The sequence below is a fragment of the Gordonia oleivorans genome, from assembly GCF_040044975.1.
Lineage (GTDB): Bacteria > Actinomycetota > Actinomycetes > Mycobacteriales > Mycobacteriaceae > Gordonia > Gordonia oleivorans.
In genome coordinates, this window is record NZ_JBDZDI010000005.1 from 269684 (window position 1) to 285602 (window position 15919).

A 15919-nucleotide genomic window follows, 5' to 3' on the forward strand; every position below is an offset into this window, starting at 1 on the left:
GAGATGTGAGACATGGAATCGTTCATCCATCACCGCAGCGGACGCACCCCGCGGCAGGTGCACCGAGACGTCGAGGACCTCAAGGACGACGAACTCGGGCGTTACGGCTTCACCGGTCGCACCGCCCACCTCTATCGCCGCAACGATCCCACCGCGTTCCGGGCCGTCGGCGATCACGCCGGACTGGATCGGCAGACATTCGAACTCACCCCGACCGACCAGATCGACGCCGCCGGTGAGCCACTGGTCATGTTCTACAACGACGACGTGCGGATCTCCCTGAGTCGCCGCGGCGAGGTGGCTCCCTTCTACACGCGCAACGTCGACGGTGACGAACTCATCTTCGTCCACGCCGGCACCGGGGAGTTCGAAACCGAGTTCGGCCGATTGGCCTACCGCCCCGGCGATTACGTCTACATCCCGAAGGGCACGACGTATCGGCAGGTTCCCGACGACCGCTGCGTGTTCCTCATCATCGAGGCGGTCGAGGAGTTCCGGGTACCGGAGGCCGGGGTGCTGGGACGGTTCTTCCCGTTCGACTCGTCACTGGTCACCGTCCCGGTGGCCGAGGTGTTCCCCGACGACGGCCGCGAGGAGTACGAGGTCCGCTTCCGGCAGCGGGAGGGCAAGACCTCGATCTTCTACCCGTTCAACCCGCTCGACGTGGAAGGCTGGAAGGGCGACAACTTCGCCTTCACCTTCAACATCGAGGACTACGACGTGATCACCTCGGAGACAGTGCATCTGCCGCCGACGGTGCATCTGTTCATGCAGGCCACCGGTGTGTACGTGATGAACTTCCTGCCGCGGCCGGTCGAGGGCCGCCCGGGCACCGAACGTCTGCCCTGGTATCACCGCAACACCGATTTCGACGAGATCGCCTTCTACCACGGCGGCAGCGTCTTCGGCGTCGACATGCCGGCGGGGCTGATCTCCCATGCGCCACAGGGGATTCACCACGGCATCCCGGAACGTGCGCGGGAACGTGCGCGTCGTCGCTTCGAGAAGGATCAACGCGTCGAATGGCAGGTCATCGCCATCGACACCCATCGTCGGCTCACCCCGACACCGGCGATGTTCGCCTCGGCTCCGGTCGAGGTCGCGCAGGAGGTTCAGGTATGAGCGACGAACGATTCGACTACGAACGCATCCCGTACCTGGTGGTCTTCGACGACACCTCGGCCTATCGGGACACCTACGGCGGGGTCACCGAGTCGGTGGTGTTGGAGAGCTACCTGTTGCGGCCCACCGGAAAGCCCTCCGACACCGTCATCATCTTCATGCACCCGATCGGCGGCGGCGCCTACCTGCCGATGACCAACGCCCTGCCCCGCGCCGGACATCACGTCATCTACTGCAACAGTCGGTACCGCGGCGTGGACAGCGCCCTCATCATGGAGAAGGTGGTCCAGGACCTCGGCGCCTGCGTCAAGGATGCGCGCGAACGCCTCGGCTATACGACGGTCATCCTGGCCGGGTGGAGCGGCGGCGGTGCGCTCTCGCTCTACTACCAACAGCAGGCCCAACACGCGACGGTCACCGCCACCCCCGCCGGGGAGGGCCCCGACCTCACCGAGCTCGATCTGCCCGCGGCCGACGGGATGATGTTGCTGGCCGCGCACGTCAGTCGCCATGGGACCCTGACCGAATGGATGGACGCGTCCATCCTCGACGAGACCGATCCGGAGAAACGGGATCCGGAACTCGACCTGTACAACCCGAACAATCCGAATCAGGCACCCTACTCCGAGGAGTTCGTCCAGCGGTATCGCGGCGCCCAGATCGACCGCAATCGCCGCATCACCGCGTGGGTCAAGGAGCAACTCGACGACCTGCGTGGGCGGGAAGAACCGTTGATGGAGAAAGGGTTCGTGGTGCACGGCACGATGGCCGACCCGCGGTGGCTCGACCTCACCCTCGATCCCAATGATCGTGCGCTCGGCTGCTACCTCGGGGATCCGCGCATCGTCAACATGGGGCCGGTCGGCCTCGCGCGGTTCACCACACTGCGAAGTTGGCTGTCGCAGTGGAGCTATGACGATGCCAACGGCGACGGGCCGCGATGTGCCGCCGATCTGGAGATACCCACCCTGGTGATCGGCAACTCGGCGGACAACGCCTGCACGCCGAGCCACACCCAACGGCTCTTCGACGCCGTCGGACATCCGGACAAGACCATGCACACCATTTCCGGTGCCACCCACTACTATTCGGGTCGGGCGCAGCTGCCGTATCTGAAGGAGGCCGTCGACACCATCACCACCTGGCTGGGGGAGCGGTCGTGGGTGCAGTGACGGCGGAGAGTGATTCGTCGGAGGAGATCTCCGCCGACGAGGTCCGCGCGGCGCTGCGTGATTACTTCGCCGATGGGAGTGGTCTCGACGAGGTGCGCCGCAACCGGGATCACCCCCACGCCGTGACCGGTGGTGTCGACCGTGCCGGCTGGCGACGACTGGCGCAGCAGGTCGGCCTGACGTCGATGACCGCCCCGGTCTCCTGGGGTGGGCTCGGTCTCGGCGTCCCGTACGCGGTCGCCGCCGTCGAGGAGTGCGGTGCCGCACTGTATCCCGGGCCGGTACGCGCGGCGACGCTGTTGGCCCGGATGCTCGGCGGCATCGAACCCGACGACGTGGCGCCGCCGGTACGCGCAGGCCTCGAGGATGCGCTGGCGGGCACCGCGATCGTCGGGGCGAGTGACCGGGGTGATGGGTCGGCGGTTCCCGAGTTCCGGGTCGGCGGGGTGACCGGACGGATCGGCGCGTGCACCCATGGTGACGTGGCCGAGGTGATCGTGGCCCCGTGCAGACCGCGGACGGTCCGGCGATCGCCGCCGTCGCGGTGAGCGCCGGCGGGTCCGTCGAACGCAGTGCGGTACCGACCATCGATCTGGCGACGCCATTGGCGGACGTCACGGTCGTCGACGTCCCCGCGATCGTGCTCGTCGCACCCGGGAATATGGTGGGCCTGCAACGTTTCCGGAACGCGCAGATGCTCCTGCTCGCCGCCGAGCAGGTCGGCCTCGCCCAGGGATGTCTGAAACAGATGGTCGAATATGCCTCCTTCCGTGAACAATTCGGCGTACGCATCGGCACGTATCAGGCGATCTCGCACCGCTGTGCCCGCACCGCGGTGTCGATCGCGGCGGCCCGGGCGTTGGTGGCCGCGGCCGCGGAGGAGATCGACCGCGGAAACGACACCGCGGCAACCCAGTTCACCCTGTTGGCGCGAGCCGAGAGCGCCGACGCGCAGGCCGCGGCCTCCGACGCCCTGATCCAGGTGTCCGGCGGGATCGGATTCACCTGGGAACACGACGCGCATCTCTACTTCCGGCGAGCCCGCGCGACCGGTGCGCTCGGCGGTATTCCCGCCCGCCTGCGCGACGCGGCGGTGCGGGCCGGATGCCTGGACCTGTTGCTCTCGGAAGCGCGCTCATGACCCTCAGCGCCGATCTGAGCGGACTGGTCGCGGTGGTCACCGGGGCGTCGAGTGGCATCGGTGCGCACTTCTGCTCGGTGCTGACCCGCAACGGCGCCACCGTTGTCGCCGCGGCACGCCGCAAGGACCGTCTCGACGCCCTCGTCGCGGCCGGTGACGCGGCCGTCGCGGTGGGGTGCGACGTCGGTGCCGCTCCCGACGTGGCCGCGCTGATCGACGCCGCCGTCGCACTGGGCGGCCCCGACATCGTGGTCAACGCCGCGGGATTCGGTGATGATCACCCGGCCAAGGACGTCCCGATGGACGAGTTCCGGCGGACCATCGACGTCGACCTCACCGCCACCTTCGCGGTGGCACAGGCGGCCGGAAACGCCATGCCGGGCGGTGGGGCGATCATCAACATCGCCTCCATCCTCGGGCTGGTCGGTGCCTGGCCCATCAACCAGGCCGCCTACTGCGCGGCCAAGGGCGGCGTGGTCAACCTGACCCGTCAACTCGGCGCGGAGTGGGCCAAGGACGGTATCCGGGTGAATGCGATTGCGCCGGGCTGGTTTCCGAGCGAGCAGACCGACGACATGTTCGCCGACGAGCGGGCCATGGCCTGGATTCGGCGCAACACCCCGATGGGCCGGCCCGGCCGCCTCGACGAACTCGACGGCGCGCTTCTGCTGCTCGCATCACCGACGAGCACCTTCCTGACCGGGCAGACCCTGGCCGTCGACGGTGGCTGGACCGCACGGTGATTCCACGGTGATTCCACGATGACCGTACGGCTGGAACGGGTTGACGGAGTTGTGACCATCACGCTCGATCGACCGCAGAAACGCAACGCGATGACCGACGAGATGTGGGCGATGTTCGCCGCGCACATCGGTTCCCTCGACGTCAACGGCACGGACAGGGTGCTGGTGATCACCGGCGCCGGTGGCGCCTTCTGTGGCGGATCGGATGTCGCTGGGCTGCTCGATGATCCGGAGTCCCTGCCGGACCGGATCGACGTGTCCAATCGGTGTGTACTGGCGATGCGGCAGTTGGCGATGCCCACCATCGCGCTCGTCGACGGCATCGCCGCCGGCTCGGGAGTGAACCTCGCGCTCGCATGCGACCTCGTCTACGCCTCCGATCGCGCGCAGTTCGCGCAACTGTTCATCCATCGTGGCCTGTCGCTGGACAGCGGTGCGAGTTGGCTACTGCCGAGACTGGTGGGGGAGCGACGGACGCGGGAACTGTGCCTGCTCGGCGAGAAGATCCCGGCGGCGGAGGCATTGGCGATGGGAATGATCAACCGGGTGGTCGCTGCCGGCGATCTGATCACCGTGGGGTCCGGGATCGCCGGTCGCCTGGCCGGGTATTCGGGTCAGGCCCTCGCCGGCACCAAGGCGTTGCTCAACCAGACCTGGGAGCACGATCTGGCCGGCGCGCTGCGCGCCGAGACCGACAATCAGCTCCGGGTGATTGCCGGTGATGCTGCCCGCGAGGGTATCTCGGCGTTCGGCGCCGCGTCGCCCGATCGGTGACCTGGGCCGGTCACGGGCCTGCGGTCGCCGGTCGGTCACGGTGTGTGCCGACGCGCAGTGGCCTCGTCGAGAGTGGGCCTCCGTGAACGGGAACCGTTGCCGCCCAGAGGTTGACCCGATTCCAGGCGTCGGGCCCGGTCGGTGATGGTGGTGATCAGACGATGCGACGGCCAACCGGAGGTCACCTCGTCGGGCAGCGATTCCAGCCCAGCGCGGACTCCGGCGATCAGGTCATCGATGGCCGCTTGAGCATCGGCCTCCCGCAAGAGCATTGCCCTCGCCTCGGCGATCAGTGCGGCGCGGTCGACCTTTGCCAACGAAGTCTGGGTGCCGATGGGCAGTGCCATCCGTGCGGACAGTTCGGGGTAGTAGAGGGTGCACAGCGAGTCATAGATGGGGGCGACGGTGGCGGAGCCGCCGCGCAGCAGCAGGGAGTAGTTCTTTCCGTGGCCATCCTCATCGCCCACCAAGGCCCGGAATGCCACTTGGCGAAAGAGTCTGAGCACCTCGTGCCCTGGTGAATCGGCGAACTCACGCAGGATCCGCGCCATGCGCTCCGCGGGGCGACCCACGTGGTACTTGTCCTTCGGTCGTATCCCGAGTGCCTGGCACATGTCCTCCTGGTGGATGCGGGTGATCGTCCCGTCCTCGCCGACCATCCGGTCGTATCGTGTGGTCACGAATGTGCTTCTGCCGCCGATTGATTCGACCCAGACGTCGGTGTCGGACAATGTGCATGTCCTCGCAAGTGTCATCACCAACGCCTCGTTCTCGGCGCTGTGACTCCAGACGGTCGCGGGTTTGAGGATGTGGGTGGACGGATAGCCGTCCAGTGGTGTGCACCAGTCGTCGCCCACCCGGGTGAGCAGTAGCTTGTCTTGCGCTCCGCCGAGGGACATGCGAATCCCCTTGCCCGGGTCCGCGCCCAGGGGCCGGACCGGAAGATCGACGATGAGCGAACCGAGTTCTTCGTCGGTCAACGGTGCGGATGGTCGGGCATTCGCCGAAGGCGGCTCGCCGGCCGGGAGGACGGACACGGCTCCCGCGCAGTCCCTTCCGTACTCTGCCAACAGTCGGATCGAGTCGGCGGCGGTTTCGGGTGCGCCCGACGAATCCAGGCCCACGCCGTGCAGATGTGCGGCCGCGATCTGCAACGCCCGTCCTTCTGGCAGCAGGCCCTCGAGAAAGGCGCGTGAGGCGGCGGGCGGGTTTGCTCCCGGTAGCGCGGGCAGCGAGCACGACAGGATCGGGTCGCCTTGCTCGTTGGCTTCGGTCGCGGCATCCGTGTAGGTCACCGCGACCTTGCGGCCTCGAGATGTCATCGCGGCCGTCGCAACGATCGCGCCGTCGAGCCAGATGTCCAGCTCGGTCATTCGCCGGCCGGGCGTCGTCGGCGAGGACGGACCGCGAGTTCGAGTTCCAGTGCGGCGAGCACATCGAAGAGCCGGTCGACGGCCTTGGTGGCGTCGCCGTCCTCCATCTGGGCCAAGGTGTAACGGTTGGTGCGCGAGATCTCGGCGAGATCGGATTGGGTCATGCCGCGTGACTGACGTGCGGCCCGGAGGACTCGGCCCAGTGCGGAAGCGGATCGGACCCGCACATCGTCGATACCCTCGGATGTTGACATATCGCCACATTATGGGCCATGGATGCTGATGTCAAGAAAACGTCACATCGGATTCGTATATGTCAGATGTCAAGAAAACGCCACATCAACTGACTTGTTGCGGAAGAAGCACCAACAGAAAAAGCCCCGACCGAAGTCGGGGCAATGTCTGTGGCCAGGGCCGGGATCGAACCGGCGACCTTCCGCTTTTCAGGCGGACGCTCGTACCAACTGAGCTACCTGGCCGGAAGGTCCGGTACATACCGAAACCTTTGGCGACCCTGACGGGACTCGAACCCGCGACCTCCGCCGTGACAGGGCGGCGCGCTAACCAACTGCGCCACAGGGCCATGTTCAGTTATCTGCCGGTCGAAACCCGCAGCGTACCCCCTACGGGATTCGAACCCGCGCTACCGCCTTGAAAGGGCGGCGTCCTAGGCCGCTAGACGAAGGGGGCCGGTTCTCCGTTCGGAGGCGCTCCGTTGGGAGCCGACTTAGATTAGGACACCGCGCGGAGAAAACACAAATCGCCATGTCAGGGCGGGTTTCTCAACGATGACACGCACAGCGCACACCGTCCGCACCGGCGTCGGATGCGACCGGGTAAACTCGCATCCGCCTTCGTTCGACGAAGGACTGCCCCTATAGCTCAGTTGGTAGAGCTACGGACTTTTAATCCGCAGGTCGTAGGTTCGAGCCCTACTGGGGGCACCGCAGGTGCCGACGAGAGTCACAGCATCCTGGGTCGCATCGCCTCGACGAGGACGTCGACGGGCGGAGATCCGAGTCCGCGGGCTGTCCACGATACGGCCTGTGCGGCGTCCTCGGTCCGTTCGATCCGGGTCCGGCCGGCCCGATACACGATCAGCTTCAGTCCCTTCTGCTCCCAGGGCATGGGAGTCAGCAGTGCGGTGACATTGCGCCGCATCTCACGTGACCAATGACCGGACCGCGACAGCCTGCCCTCGTCGGCGCTGTAGGCGATCACCGCGGACTGATATGACTTTCGGCCGACCCGTGCCAGCCCCAGCACGACGCATCGCCAGTCGGGCAGTGTCTCGTCGGCGACGACGCGCAGAGCGGTCACGATATCGGCAATGATCTCCTCATCGGGGCGGCCCGACGCGTAGGGATTGGCGGGTCGCTCGTTTGGTCCGTACGACTCGAGTCGGTAGATCAGCTCACCGTCGGGGTCAAACATCCCGTAGTCGGCACTCAGTGTCGCGCTCGGCCGCCGTCGAAGGTTGTCCAGCAGGTGCAGGTGGTCGCGCATCAAGACCAGCGATGCATGGGTGTCGCGGGCCTTTCCGCCCGCGGTGAGCGCCGGCGTGTAGGCGTAGCACTCGTCGTAGGCGAGGGTCCCGCACACCTCGTCGAGCAGCGTGAACTCCGGTTCGATCAGGCTGGGGTAGTCGTTGATCCGGTTGAACCACGACATGATGTCCGCGTCGGGTTCACCGTCGTACTTCGCGGTGCCGTCCGCGTTCATGTGGCCGGTGCCCGGATGCACACCCAGCCAGCCCGAGTTCCCCGGACTGTAGAACCAGAACTCTCCGAATGCGCTGCGCGCCAACGGGAGTACCAGCGAACCGGCGGGCCAACCCGGCACGGTCACACCGCGCAACATCTCGGCGGCGACGTCGGCCCACTCGAGGGGGTCGGTGAACCAGATCGCCCCGTCGAAGAGCCCGGCGAACCCGAAGCGACGCCAGATCCTGATGAGGAACTCCGGAACGACGCCGTCGAACCGCTGCAGATGGACCTCGCTCATCGTCACGACGCGGTCGGTGACGGGGTAGCGATCCAATTGGCCGAGCCACCGTTCGAATACCGCCTCTCGTCTGCTCGGCGGGGTGCTCTGGCTCATGAAACCTCCGCGGGTGTCGGCGTGTCGGGGTGGGTGACGGTGCGACGATAACGCGCCCGGCGCGGTGGGCCGGGCCGCACGACGCCCACCGAATGACGGCGATCCCGGCCCCCGCGGGACCATCGGGCCCTTTTGTGAGCGGTGTCATTCGGTAATCTCACGTGTGACATCGATCGGCAGGGAAGGCGCATGACCCCATCACCGAGTTCCGCCGACGGGCAACCGCATATGCGGCCCCCTCTCGACGGCTTGCGGTGGTCGAATGCGCGACGCCGATACGCCGCCCGGGTCTGGGGTGTGGCCGGCGAGCCGACCGCGGCCGAGTGGGAGCAATTGGGGATCGACGGACGCCGGCGCCTGGCCCGCCGGGCGGTGGCCGTCTCGGTGGCCGCGATCGTCGGCAGCAACGCACTGATCGGTCTGGAGACCTTCCTTCTCGTCCAACTCGCCTACAACGGTGGACTGCTGACCGTGGACGCCACGATCGGTGCGCCCAACTTCCCGGCGATCGTGGCCGCGATCGCGGTGTCGATCGTGGTGAATGTGGTTCTGGGTGTCGTACTGCTCCGCCCGCAGATCGTCTGGTTTGTCGGCGGAGAGGTCGCCGACCACGCCAGACGCCTTGCCGTGCAACGTATCCCGATGATGCAGGTGATCGGGACGAGCGTCGCGTGGGCAGCCTCGCTGCTGTGTTACGTGCTCCTGGCGGCGCGTACGCTCACCGTGTCGACGCTCGTCGGGGTCACCGTCGCCTTCTTCCTCGCCGGCATGTCGAGTGCATGTCTGACGTACCTGTTCGCCGAACGGGCGGCCCGCCCGCTGATGATGGTCGCGCTGGCCTCTGACCCCACCTCGCGTGTGGTGCACGGTGTCCGGGAGCGGATGTTCGCGGTGTGGGCGATCAGCTCGGCGGTCCCGATGATCGGCCTGATCATTCTCAACATCGGCCGGCGGATACATCTGCTGCCCGCCGTGGTCGGGGATGTCGACTGGGCGTCGGTGGTGCTGGCGATCGTGGGCCTGGCCGCCGGAGCCCGGATCATCGCGCTCGTCGGGCAGTCGTTGATCGATCCGCTCACCGAGTTGCGCGACGCGGTCGAGAAGGTCGATCAGGGCGATTTCGATGTCCACGTCGACGTCTACGACTCCTCGGAGCTCGGGGTGCTGCAGCACGGATTCAACGAGATGGTGGCCGGGCTCGATGAACGTGAGCGCATGCGGGAGCTGTTCGCCCGGCACGTGGGTGACACGGTGGCCGAACTGGCCATCGAGAACGGGATGGGTCTGCACGGCACCAACACCGAGGTCGGGGTGCTGCTCGTCGACATCATCGGCTCCACCACGATCGCCCAGGAACGCTGTCCGCAGGACACCGCGGCGCTGCTCAACGAGTTCTTCGAGATCGTCGCGCAGGTCGTCGACCATCACGCCGGCTTCGTCAACAAGTTCGAGGGTGACGCGGCCCTGGCCGTGTTCGGCGCTCCCGTCGCCATCGACAATCCGGCGGGCGCGGCGCTGGCCGCCGCCTGCGACCTCGCAGCGGGGCTGACCGAAGCACTCGATGTTCGGTGGGGGATCGGGGTGTCGTTCGGGATGGTGTTCGCCGGCAACATCGGCGCCGAACGCCGTTACGAGTACACCGTCATCGGCGACCCGGTCAACGAATGCGCCCGACTGTCCGAGATGGCCAAGACCAGTCGGGTACCGGTGCTGGCCAGCGGGCCCGCGGTCACCGCCGCGGGCGACGAAACGCAGAAGTGGACGCTGCTGGACCGGCGCGTGATGCGCGGCCGCAACGAACCCACCGAGATCTTCGCGCCCGCCGACCTGGTCGCCCGGAACGCGCCGTCGATGGGTGAGATGCTGTCGGGTTTCTTGCGTCCGACCAAATGGCTGGGATCGGCCGGACTATTGCGCCTGCGCTGACCCGCCCCGGCCCGTCCGACGCCTACGCTGGGCGACGAACGTCACGTTCGTCCACGAAGGGACTCGCACATGAGCGGATGGTCAACCGCAGACATCCCGGATCAGTCCGGCAAGACCTACATCGTCACCGGCGCCAACAGTGGACTCGGCGCCGAGACCACCAAGGCCCTCGTGGCCGCCGGCGCGAGCGTCGTCATGGCGTGCCGCAACACCGACAAGGCCGATGCGATCGCCGCCGGACTCGGGGACCGCGTGCGCGTCGCGTCCCTGGACCTCGCCGACCTCGCGTCGGTGCGGGCCTTCGCCGACTCGGCGCCCGCCGCCGACGTGCTGATCAACAACGCCGGTGTGATGGCGCTGCCGTTACGGCGCACCGCCGACGGTTTCGAGATGCAGATGGGCACCAACCATCTCGGGCACTTCGCGCTGACCGGGCTGCTGTTGCCGAAGATCTCCGAGCGGGTGGTGACGTTGTCGTCGGGCCTGCATCAACTCGGGCGCATCGACCTCGGCGATCTGGACTGGCGGTCGCGCCGGTACAAGCGGTGGCAGGCGTACGGCGATTCGAAGATGGCCAATCTGATGTTCGGGATGGACCTCGCCGACCGTTTCGACGCCGCCGACGACGGCCGACTGTCGCTGATCGCCCACCCCGGATACGCCGCGACCGAACTGCAGGGGCACACCGAATCGCTGATGGATCAGGTGATGAAGGTGGGCAATCTGTTCGCGCAGTCGGCGGCGTCGGGAGCCCTGCCGACCCTGTACGCCGCCACCTCGCCCGACGTGGTGAACGGCACCTTCTACGGTCCGACGGCGCTCTTCGGGATGCGTGGGGCGCCGGGGGTGTCGTCATACTCCGGGCGCGCGAACGATCGGGCCATCCGGGACGGGCTCTGGGCCGCGTCGGAGAAGCTCACCGGGGTCACCTTCGGGATCTGAGGGCGCCGCGCCGAAGAACGTGACCACGCCGTCACCAGACCCCGGGCGGCCGGAACTGCACACTGATGCGTGCTCCGGCGCCCGGGCTCTTGGGGACCGCGTGTTCCCACGTCCGTTGGCAACTGCCGCCCATGACGAGCAGGTCACCGGAACCCATCACGAAACGCAACGATGCGCCGCCGCCGCGCGGACGCAGGGTCAGTGCGCGCGGTGAGCCCAGCGAGAGGATCGCCACCATCGTGTCGTGGGTGGCGCCGCGTCCGATCCGATCACCGTGCCAGGCAACCGAATCCGAACCGTCGCGGTACAGGCACAGTCCGGCGGTGGCGAAGCCCTCCGGGAGTTCGTCGCGGTAGTGGCCGGTCAACATCGAACGACATTGGGCGAGAAGAGGATCGGGGAGCGGTTCGTCGGCCTGGTAGGTGGCCAGCAGGCGTGGGACGTCGACCACCCGGTCATACATCCGACGTCGCTCGGCGCGCCAGGCGGCCTTCTCCCGCAGTGCGTCGAACAGGAGTTCCGAACCGGTGATCCAGCCGGGGCGCACGTCCACCCACGCGCCGTCGGTGAGTTCGCGGCGGGTCACTCCGGTGGCCACGGCCCCGATCTCCGGCGTGGTCTCGGTGAGGTCGAAGATCGAACCCTGCATGCCGACGGTCATCCGCCCAGCCTAGCGTCGATCGAAAGAATGTTCTAGATAGGCCGCGGTGTGATGCCGGCGGGCCGACGCCGGCGTGAGTGGGTTCGCCCACAATCGCGATCCGATCTGGCTGTCGCGACGAAAGTGGAGTAAACATTGTCAAGTGTTAGTCACTCACACTTTTGTGGGTGGCGGGATGCCGCGGAGAACTCCCCGGCGGCCCAGATTCGTCCGCACACACCGCCCGTTCGCCCGTCTTTCGAGGACTCCCTGATGGCATCCATACTCTTCCGGCTCGGCCGGTTCTCCTTCCGGCACAAGTGGTGGGTGATCGCCACCTGGCTGATCCTGCTCGTCGTGGTCATCGGGTCGGTCGGCCTGCTCAAGCCGAAGTTCGCGCAGGATTTCGATCTGCCGGGAACCGACTCCGGGACGGCGACCAGCCAGCTGCAGGAGTACTTCCCGAAGGTCATGGAGCAGCAGTCGCAGGGATCGGCGACGGTCGTGGTGTACGCCGCCGACGGTCTCGACGCGCATGCCGAACAGCTGCAGAAGCTTGCCACCGACCTGCGTGGGCTCTCCGACATCGCCGACCCGCAGGCCGTGGTCAGCCCGCTCGCGGTGGCCCAGGCGAAACCGGAGATGGCCGCGTCGGTGATCGGCGACAACGGTCACGTCGGCCTCATCTCGGTACAGGTGACCACCAACATCCAGGACCTGACGGTCGACCAGAAACAACAGCTGATCGACGTACTCGAACAGAACCGGGGCGGCGGACTGCAGGTCGAGGCCACCGGGTCGCTCATGCAGGTGATGGAACAGGGCGGCACCGCCGAACTCATCGGCTTCGCCGTGGCCTTCGTGGTGATGATCGTGGCCTTCGGGGCCCTGGTGGCGGCCTTCATCCCACTGGTCACCGGCATCGTCGGCGTCGCGTTGACGATGATGCTGGTGACGCTGTCGGCGGAGTTCATGACCGTCAACCAGACCGCCACCGGCATCGTCACGATGCTGGGTATCGCGGTCTCCATCGACTACGCGCTGTTCATCGTGTCGCGGTACCGGACCGAACGGCACCGCGGTGGTGACCCGGCCGATGCCGCCGGACGTGCGGTGGGCACGGCCGGCACCGCGGTGGTCTTCGCCGGTCTGACCGTGGTGATCGCGGTGGTGGCACTGACCGTCGTCGGCATCCCCCTGATCACCCAGATGGGTGCCGGTGCGGCGGTCGCGGTGATCATCGCGGTCATCGCGGCGCTCACCCTGATCCCGGCCCTGCTCGGAGCCACCGGACGGTTCGCCTTCACCCCGAAGATCCCGTGGATCAAGCATGCCGAGGAATCGATGACCGCCGAGACCAACGGTGTGCGCTTCGGCAAACAGGTGGTCAAGCGGCCGCTGCCGTTCATCATCGCCGGACTCGCCGTCCTGGTCCTCGCGGCGATCCCGGTGGGCAAGCTCGAGCTCGGCATGGACCTGTCCAACGCCGACGAGGCGCGCGCATCGGCGTTGCTGCAGAAGGGCTTCGGCGAGGGCATCAACGGGCCGTTGCTGGTGATCCTGCACGACGACGACGGGCAGGTCGCCACCGCCGCCGACGAGGCCGTCGCACACATCAAGACGCTGCCCGGCGTGGCCAACGCGGCGTCGCTGGCCTGGACGGGCAACGGCGCCGGTGCCAACCCGAACGTCGGTGCCAACACGGCGTTGATCATGGTCACGCCCACCAGTGCGCCGTCGGATCAGGCGACGCACGACCTGATGGAGACGATCCGTGACTATGGGCCGCAGGTCGACAAGGCCGGCGTCGAGATGCACGTCGGCGGGCAGACCGCGATCATGTCGGACCTCTCGGCCAAGCTCGACAAGGCGCTCATCCCGTATCTCATCGTGGTGGTGGGGCTGGCATTCCTGATCATGATCGGTGTCTTCCGGTCGATCTGGGTGCCGCTGGTGGGCACCGTCGGGTTCATCTTCTCGGTGCTGGCGACCTTCGGTGTCACCGTCGCGATCTTCCAGGAGGGTTACCTCGGGATCATCTCCGACACCCGCCCGACACTGTCGTTCCTGCCGATCTTCCTGATCGGCGTGGTCTTCGGTCTCGCGATGGATTACCAGGTGTTCCTGGTGACCCGGATGCGCGAGGAGTACGTCCACGGCATGAGTGCCAAGGACGCGATCATCGCCGGCTACCGGCACGGTGCGCGCGTGGTGACGTCCGCCGCGATCATCATGATCAGCGTCTTCGCCTCCTTCATGCTCGCCCCGGACACCACCTCCAAGATGCTCGGATTCGCGCTGGCCATCGCGGTGTTCTTCGACGCCTTCATCATCCGGATGACCGTGGTGCCCGCGGTGATCGCGATGCTCGGCGATCGTGCCTGGAGTCTGCCGAAGTGGTTGGACAAGCTGGTGTTCGACTTCGACATCGAGGGCGGGGCCGTCCGCGATCGGGGCGTGCCCTCCGCCGAGGACGACAAGGCCCTGACGCCGGCGTCATGACCGACCTGCCGGATACGGTGACGCCCACGGTTCGTCCTGCCGGGCTGCGCGAGAAGAACAAACAGCGCACCCGGCAGGCGATCCGGGATGCGGCCATGCGGCTGTTCGCCACGCAGGGGTACGCGCAGACGACCGTCGAGCAGATCGCGCGCGAGGCGCAGGTGTCCCACACCACCTTCTTCCGGTACTTCGCCTCCAAGGAGCAGGTGGTGATCTCCGACGGGCTCGACGACGAACGGCACGCCGCCGCGGCGGCCATTCCGAAGGGGCTCGGGCACTTCGATCTGCTTCGTGCGCTGGTCACCACGCAGGGTCGGATCGCCCTCGAGGATCCGTGGGCATCGAATCCACAACGGTTGCAGCTCATCCGGTCCGAACCGGCGCTGCGGACGGCTTATCGGATCGAGGCGGATGCGTCGATCTCCCAGGGCGCCGAGTACTTCGCCGCGTATCTGGATGTGCCGGTGGACGATCCGTGCCTGCGGGTGTTCATCGCCGCCACCAGTGGGGTGATGTTCCACATCGCCGAGTCCGTCGTCGATCCGCGCGACGGCGACGTGCTGGGCACCCTGCTCGACGCCATCGATCTACTGGAACAAGGACTGCCGCTCGATCGCGGCCGATAGTGTTGGTCCGTGGCGACGACGCCGCGGGGAAAGGATGTGCATCGTGGGACGTTTGAGCGGCAAGGTCGCCTTCATCACCGGTGTGGCGCGCGGTCAGGGACGTGCGCATGCGGTTCGGCTGGCGAGTGAAGGCGCCCAGATCATCGGACTCGATCTGGCCGGGCCGCTGCCCGGGGTGCCCTATGATTCGGCGACACCCGAGGATCTCGCCGAAACCGCCCGGCTGGTCGAAGAACAAGGCGCCACAGCCCTTCTGACGCAATGCGATGTGCGTGATCTCGAGGCAATGACCGCAGCCGTGACGCAGGGTGTCGAGGCACTCGGTGGCCTCGACATCGTGGTGGCCAACGCCGGCATCTGTATCCCCGAGACGTGGGACGAGGTGACCCCCACCAGCTTTCGCGACACCATCGACATCAACGTCATCGGTGTGTGGAACACCGTGACGGCCACAGCGAATCACCTCATCTCGCGCGGCGGCGGGTCGATCATCCTCATCAGTTCCCTGGCCGGAAAGAAGCTGCAGCCGTTCATGGTTCACTACACCACCAGCAAGCATGCGCTGGTCGGGATGGGCCGGGCCTTCGCCGCCGAACTCGGCGCCCACGACATCCGGGTCAACACGGTGCACCCGGGGGCGGTCGCCACCCCGATGGGTTCGGGTCAGATGGTCGCGCGTATCGAGCAGACCAACGCGGCCAACCCGCGGCTGGCGGGCATGGGCATGACCTTTGTCAATCAGTTCGTGGCCGAGGCGGAGGAGATGTCCAACGCGGTGGCGTTCCTGGCCTCCGACGAATCGAAGTTCATCACCGCCGAATCGATCTCCGTCGACGGTGGGGCGCAACACTTCTGAGC

Annotated in this window: 15 protein-coding genes and 4 tRNA genes; 12 read left to right on the forward strand and 7 right to left on the reverse strand. The window is 66.9% G+C overall.

Annotation, left to right across the window (positions count from 1 at the left end; translation table 11 throughout):
- Positions 1-12: 12 nt before the first annotated feature.
- From ABLE92_RS11130 to ABLE92_RS11155, 6 genes are read left to right on the forward strand one after another with little or no spacing between them, the layout of a single operon-like run.
- A complete protein-coding gene (locus tag ABLE92_RS11130) occupies positions 13-1122 on the forward strand; it encodes a homogentisate 1,2-dioxygenase (RefSeq protein WP_348804816.1) in 1110 nt (369 codons plus the stop codon).
- A complete protein-coding gene (locus ABLE92_RS11135; protein ID WP_348804817.1) occupies positions 1119-2294 on the forward strand; it encodes an alpha/beta hydrolase family protein in 1176 nt (391 codons plus the stop codon). Before ABLE92_RS11130 ends, ABLE92_RS11135 begins: the two co-directional genes overlap by 4 nt.
- A complete protein-coding gene (locus ABLE92_RS11140) occupies positions 2282-2842 on the forward strand; it encodes an acyl-CoA dehydrogenase family protein (protein WP_348804818.1) in 561 nt (186 codons plus the stop codon). Before ABLE92_RS11135 ends, ABLE92_RS11140 begins: the two co-directional genes overlap by 13 nt.
- Positions 2800-3435 (forward strand): acyl-CoA dehydrogenase family protein, encoded by a 636-nt coding sequence (locus ABLE92_RS11145; RefSeq protein WP_348804819.1) that lies wholly within the window; start codon positions 2800-2802, stop codon positions 3433-3435. Before ABLE92_RS11140 ends, ABLE92_RS11145 begins: the two co-directional genes overlap by 43 nt.
- Positions 3432-4178: an SDR family NAD(P)-dependent oxidoreductase gene (locus tag ABLE92_RS11150; RefSeq protein WP_348804820.1), complete on the forward strand. Its 747-nt coding sequence runs from the start codon at positions 3432-3434 to the stop codon at positions 4176-4178. Before ABLE92_RS11145 ends, ABLE92_RS11150 begins: the two co-directional genes overlap by 4 nt.
- 18 nt (positions 4179-4196) lie before the next feature.
- Complete coding sequence (locus tag ABLE92_RS11155) at positions 4197-4952, forward strand: enoyl-CoA hydratase/isomerase family protein (protein ID WP_348804821.1); 756 nt, start codon at positions 4197-4199, stop codon at positions 4950-4952.
- A 35-nt stretch (positions 4953-4987) separates the two neighbouring features.
- Here ABLE92_RS11155 and ABLE92_RS11160 read toward each other — a convergent pair whose 3' ends face one another.
- The 5 genes from ABLE92_RS11160 to ABLE92_RS11180 all read right to left on the reverse strand — a co-directional run bounded on the left by ABLE92_RS11160 (position 4988) and on the right by ABLE92_RS11180 (position 7015).
- Positions 4988-6325, reverse strand: a complete 1338-nt coding sequence (locus ABLE92_RS11160; RefSeq protein ID WP_348804822.1) for a HipA domain-containing protein — start codon at positions 6323-6325, stop codon at positions 4988-4990.
- Entirely contained in the window at positions 6322-6579 is a 258-nt protein-coding gene (locus tag ABLE92_RS11165; protein ID WP_348804823.1) for a helix-turn-helix domain-containing protein, read from the reverse strand. Before ABLE92_RS11165 ends, ABLE92_RS11160 begins: the two co-directional genes overlap by 4 nt.
- Before the next feature lie 151 nt (positions 6580-6730).
- A tRNA-Phe gene (locus tag ABLE92_RS11170) sits at positions 6731-6804 on the reverse strand.
- A 27-nt stretch (positions 6805-6831) separates the two neighbouring features.
- Positions 6832-6908, reverse strand: a tRNA-Asp gene (locus ABLE92_RS11175).
- Positions 6909-6942: 34 nt separating this feature from the next.
- Positions 6943-7015, reverse strand: a tRNA-Glu gene (locus ABLE92_RS11180).
- Between the two features lie 181 nt (positions 7016-7196).
- Between ABLE92_RS11180 and ABLE92_RS11185 the strand changes: the two genes are divergently transcribed.
- Positions 7197-7269: transfer RNA gene (locus ABLE92_RS11185), tRNA-Lys, on the forward strand.
- Between the two features lie 19 nt (positions 7270-7288).
- On the opposite strand, the gene ABLE92_RS11190 is transcribed toward ABLE92_RS11185, so the two are convergent.
- Positions 7289-8425, reverse strand: a complete 1137-nt coding sequence (locus ABLE92_RS11190; RefSeq protein WP_348804824.1) for a GAD-like domain-containing protein — start codon at positions 8423-8425, stop codon at positions 7289-7291.
- 228 nt (positions 8426-8653) lie between these two features.
- Between ABLE92_RS11190 and ABLE92_RS11195 the strand changes: the two genes are divergently transcribed.
- Together ABLE92_RS11195 and ABLE92_RS11200 are read left to right on the forward strand one after the other, a co-directional pair.
- Positions 8654-10351 carry an adenylate/guanylate cyclase domain-containing protein gene (locus ABLE92_RS11195; RefSeq protein ID WP_348804888.1) on the forward strand — a complete coding sequence of 566 codons (1698 nt, stop codon included), beginning with the start codon at positions 8654-8656 and terminating at the stop codon, positions 10349-10351.
- 69 nt (positions 10352-10420) lie between these two features.
- Positions 10421-11293 carry an oxidoreductase gene (locus ABLE92_RS11200; protein WP_348804825.1) on the forward strand — a complete coding sequence of 291 codons (873 nt, stop codon included), beginning with the start codon at positions 10421-10423 and terminating at the stop codon, positions 11291-11293.
- 31 nt (positions 11294-11324) lie between these two features.
- Here ABLE92_RS11200 and ABLE92_RS11205 read toward each other — a convergent pair whose 3' ends face one another.
- A complete protein-coding gene (locus ABLE92_RS11205) occupies positions 11325-11954 on the reverse strand; it encodes an alpha-ketoglutarate-dependent dioxygenase AlkB (RefSeq protein ID WP_348804826.1) in 630 nt (209 codons plus the stop codon).
- Between the two features lie 252 nt (positions 11955-12206).
- Here ABLE92_RS11205 and ABLE92_RS11210 point away from each other — a divergent pair, with 252 nt between their 5' ends.
- Genes ABLE92_RS11210 through ABLE92_RS11220 form a run of 3 tightly spaced genes read left to right on the forward strand, consistent with a single transcriptional unit; the run spans position 12207 to position 15917 of the window.
- Complete coding sequence (locus tag ABLE92_RS11210; RefSeq protein WP_348804827.1) at positions 12207-14435, forward strand: MMPL family transporter; 2229 nt, start codon at positions 12207-12209, stop codon at positions 14433-14435.
- Positions 14432-15061 (forward strand): TetR/AcrR family transcriptional regulator, encoded by a 630-nt coding sequence (locus ABLE92_RS11215; protein WP_348804828.1) that lies wholly within the window; start codon positions 14432-14434, stop codon positions 15059-15061. The genes ABLE92_RS11210 and ABLE92_RS11215 overlap by 4 nt, the downstream gene beginning before the upstream one ends.
- A 43-nt stretch (positions 15062-15104) precedes the next feature.
- Complete coding sequence (locus tag ABLE92_RS11220) at positions 15105-15917, forward strand: mycofactocin-coupled SDR family oxidoreductase (protein WP_348804829.1); 813 nt, start codon at positions 15105-15107, stop codon at positions 15915-15917.
- The last annotated feature ends 2 nt before the right edge of the window (positions 15918-15919 follow it).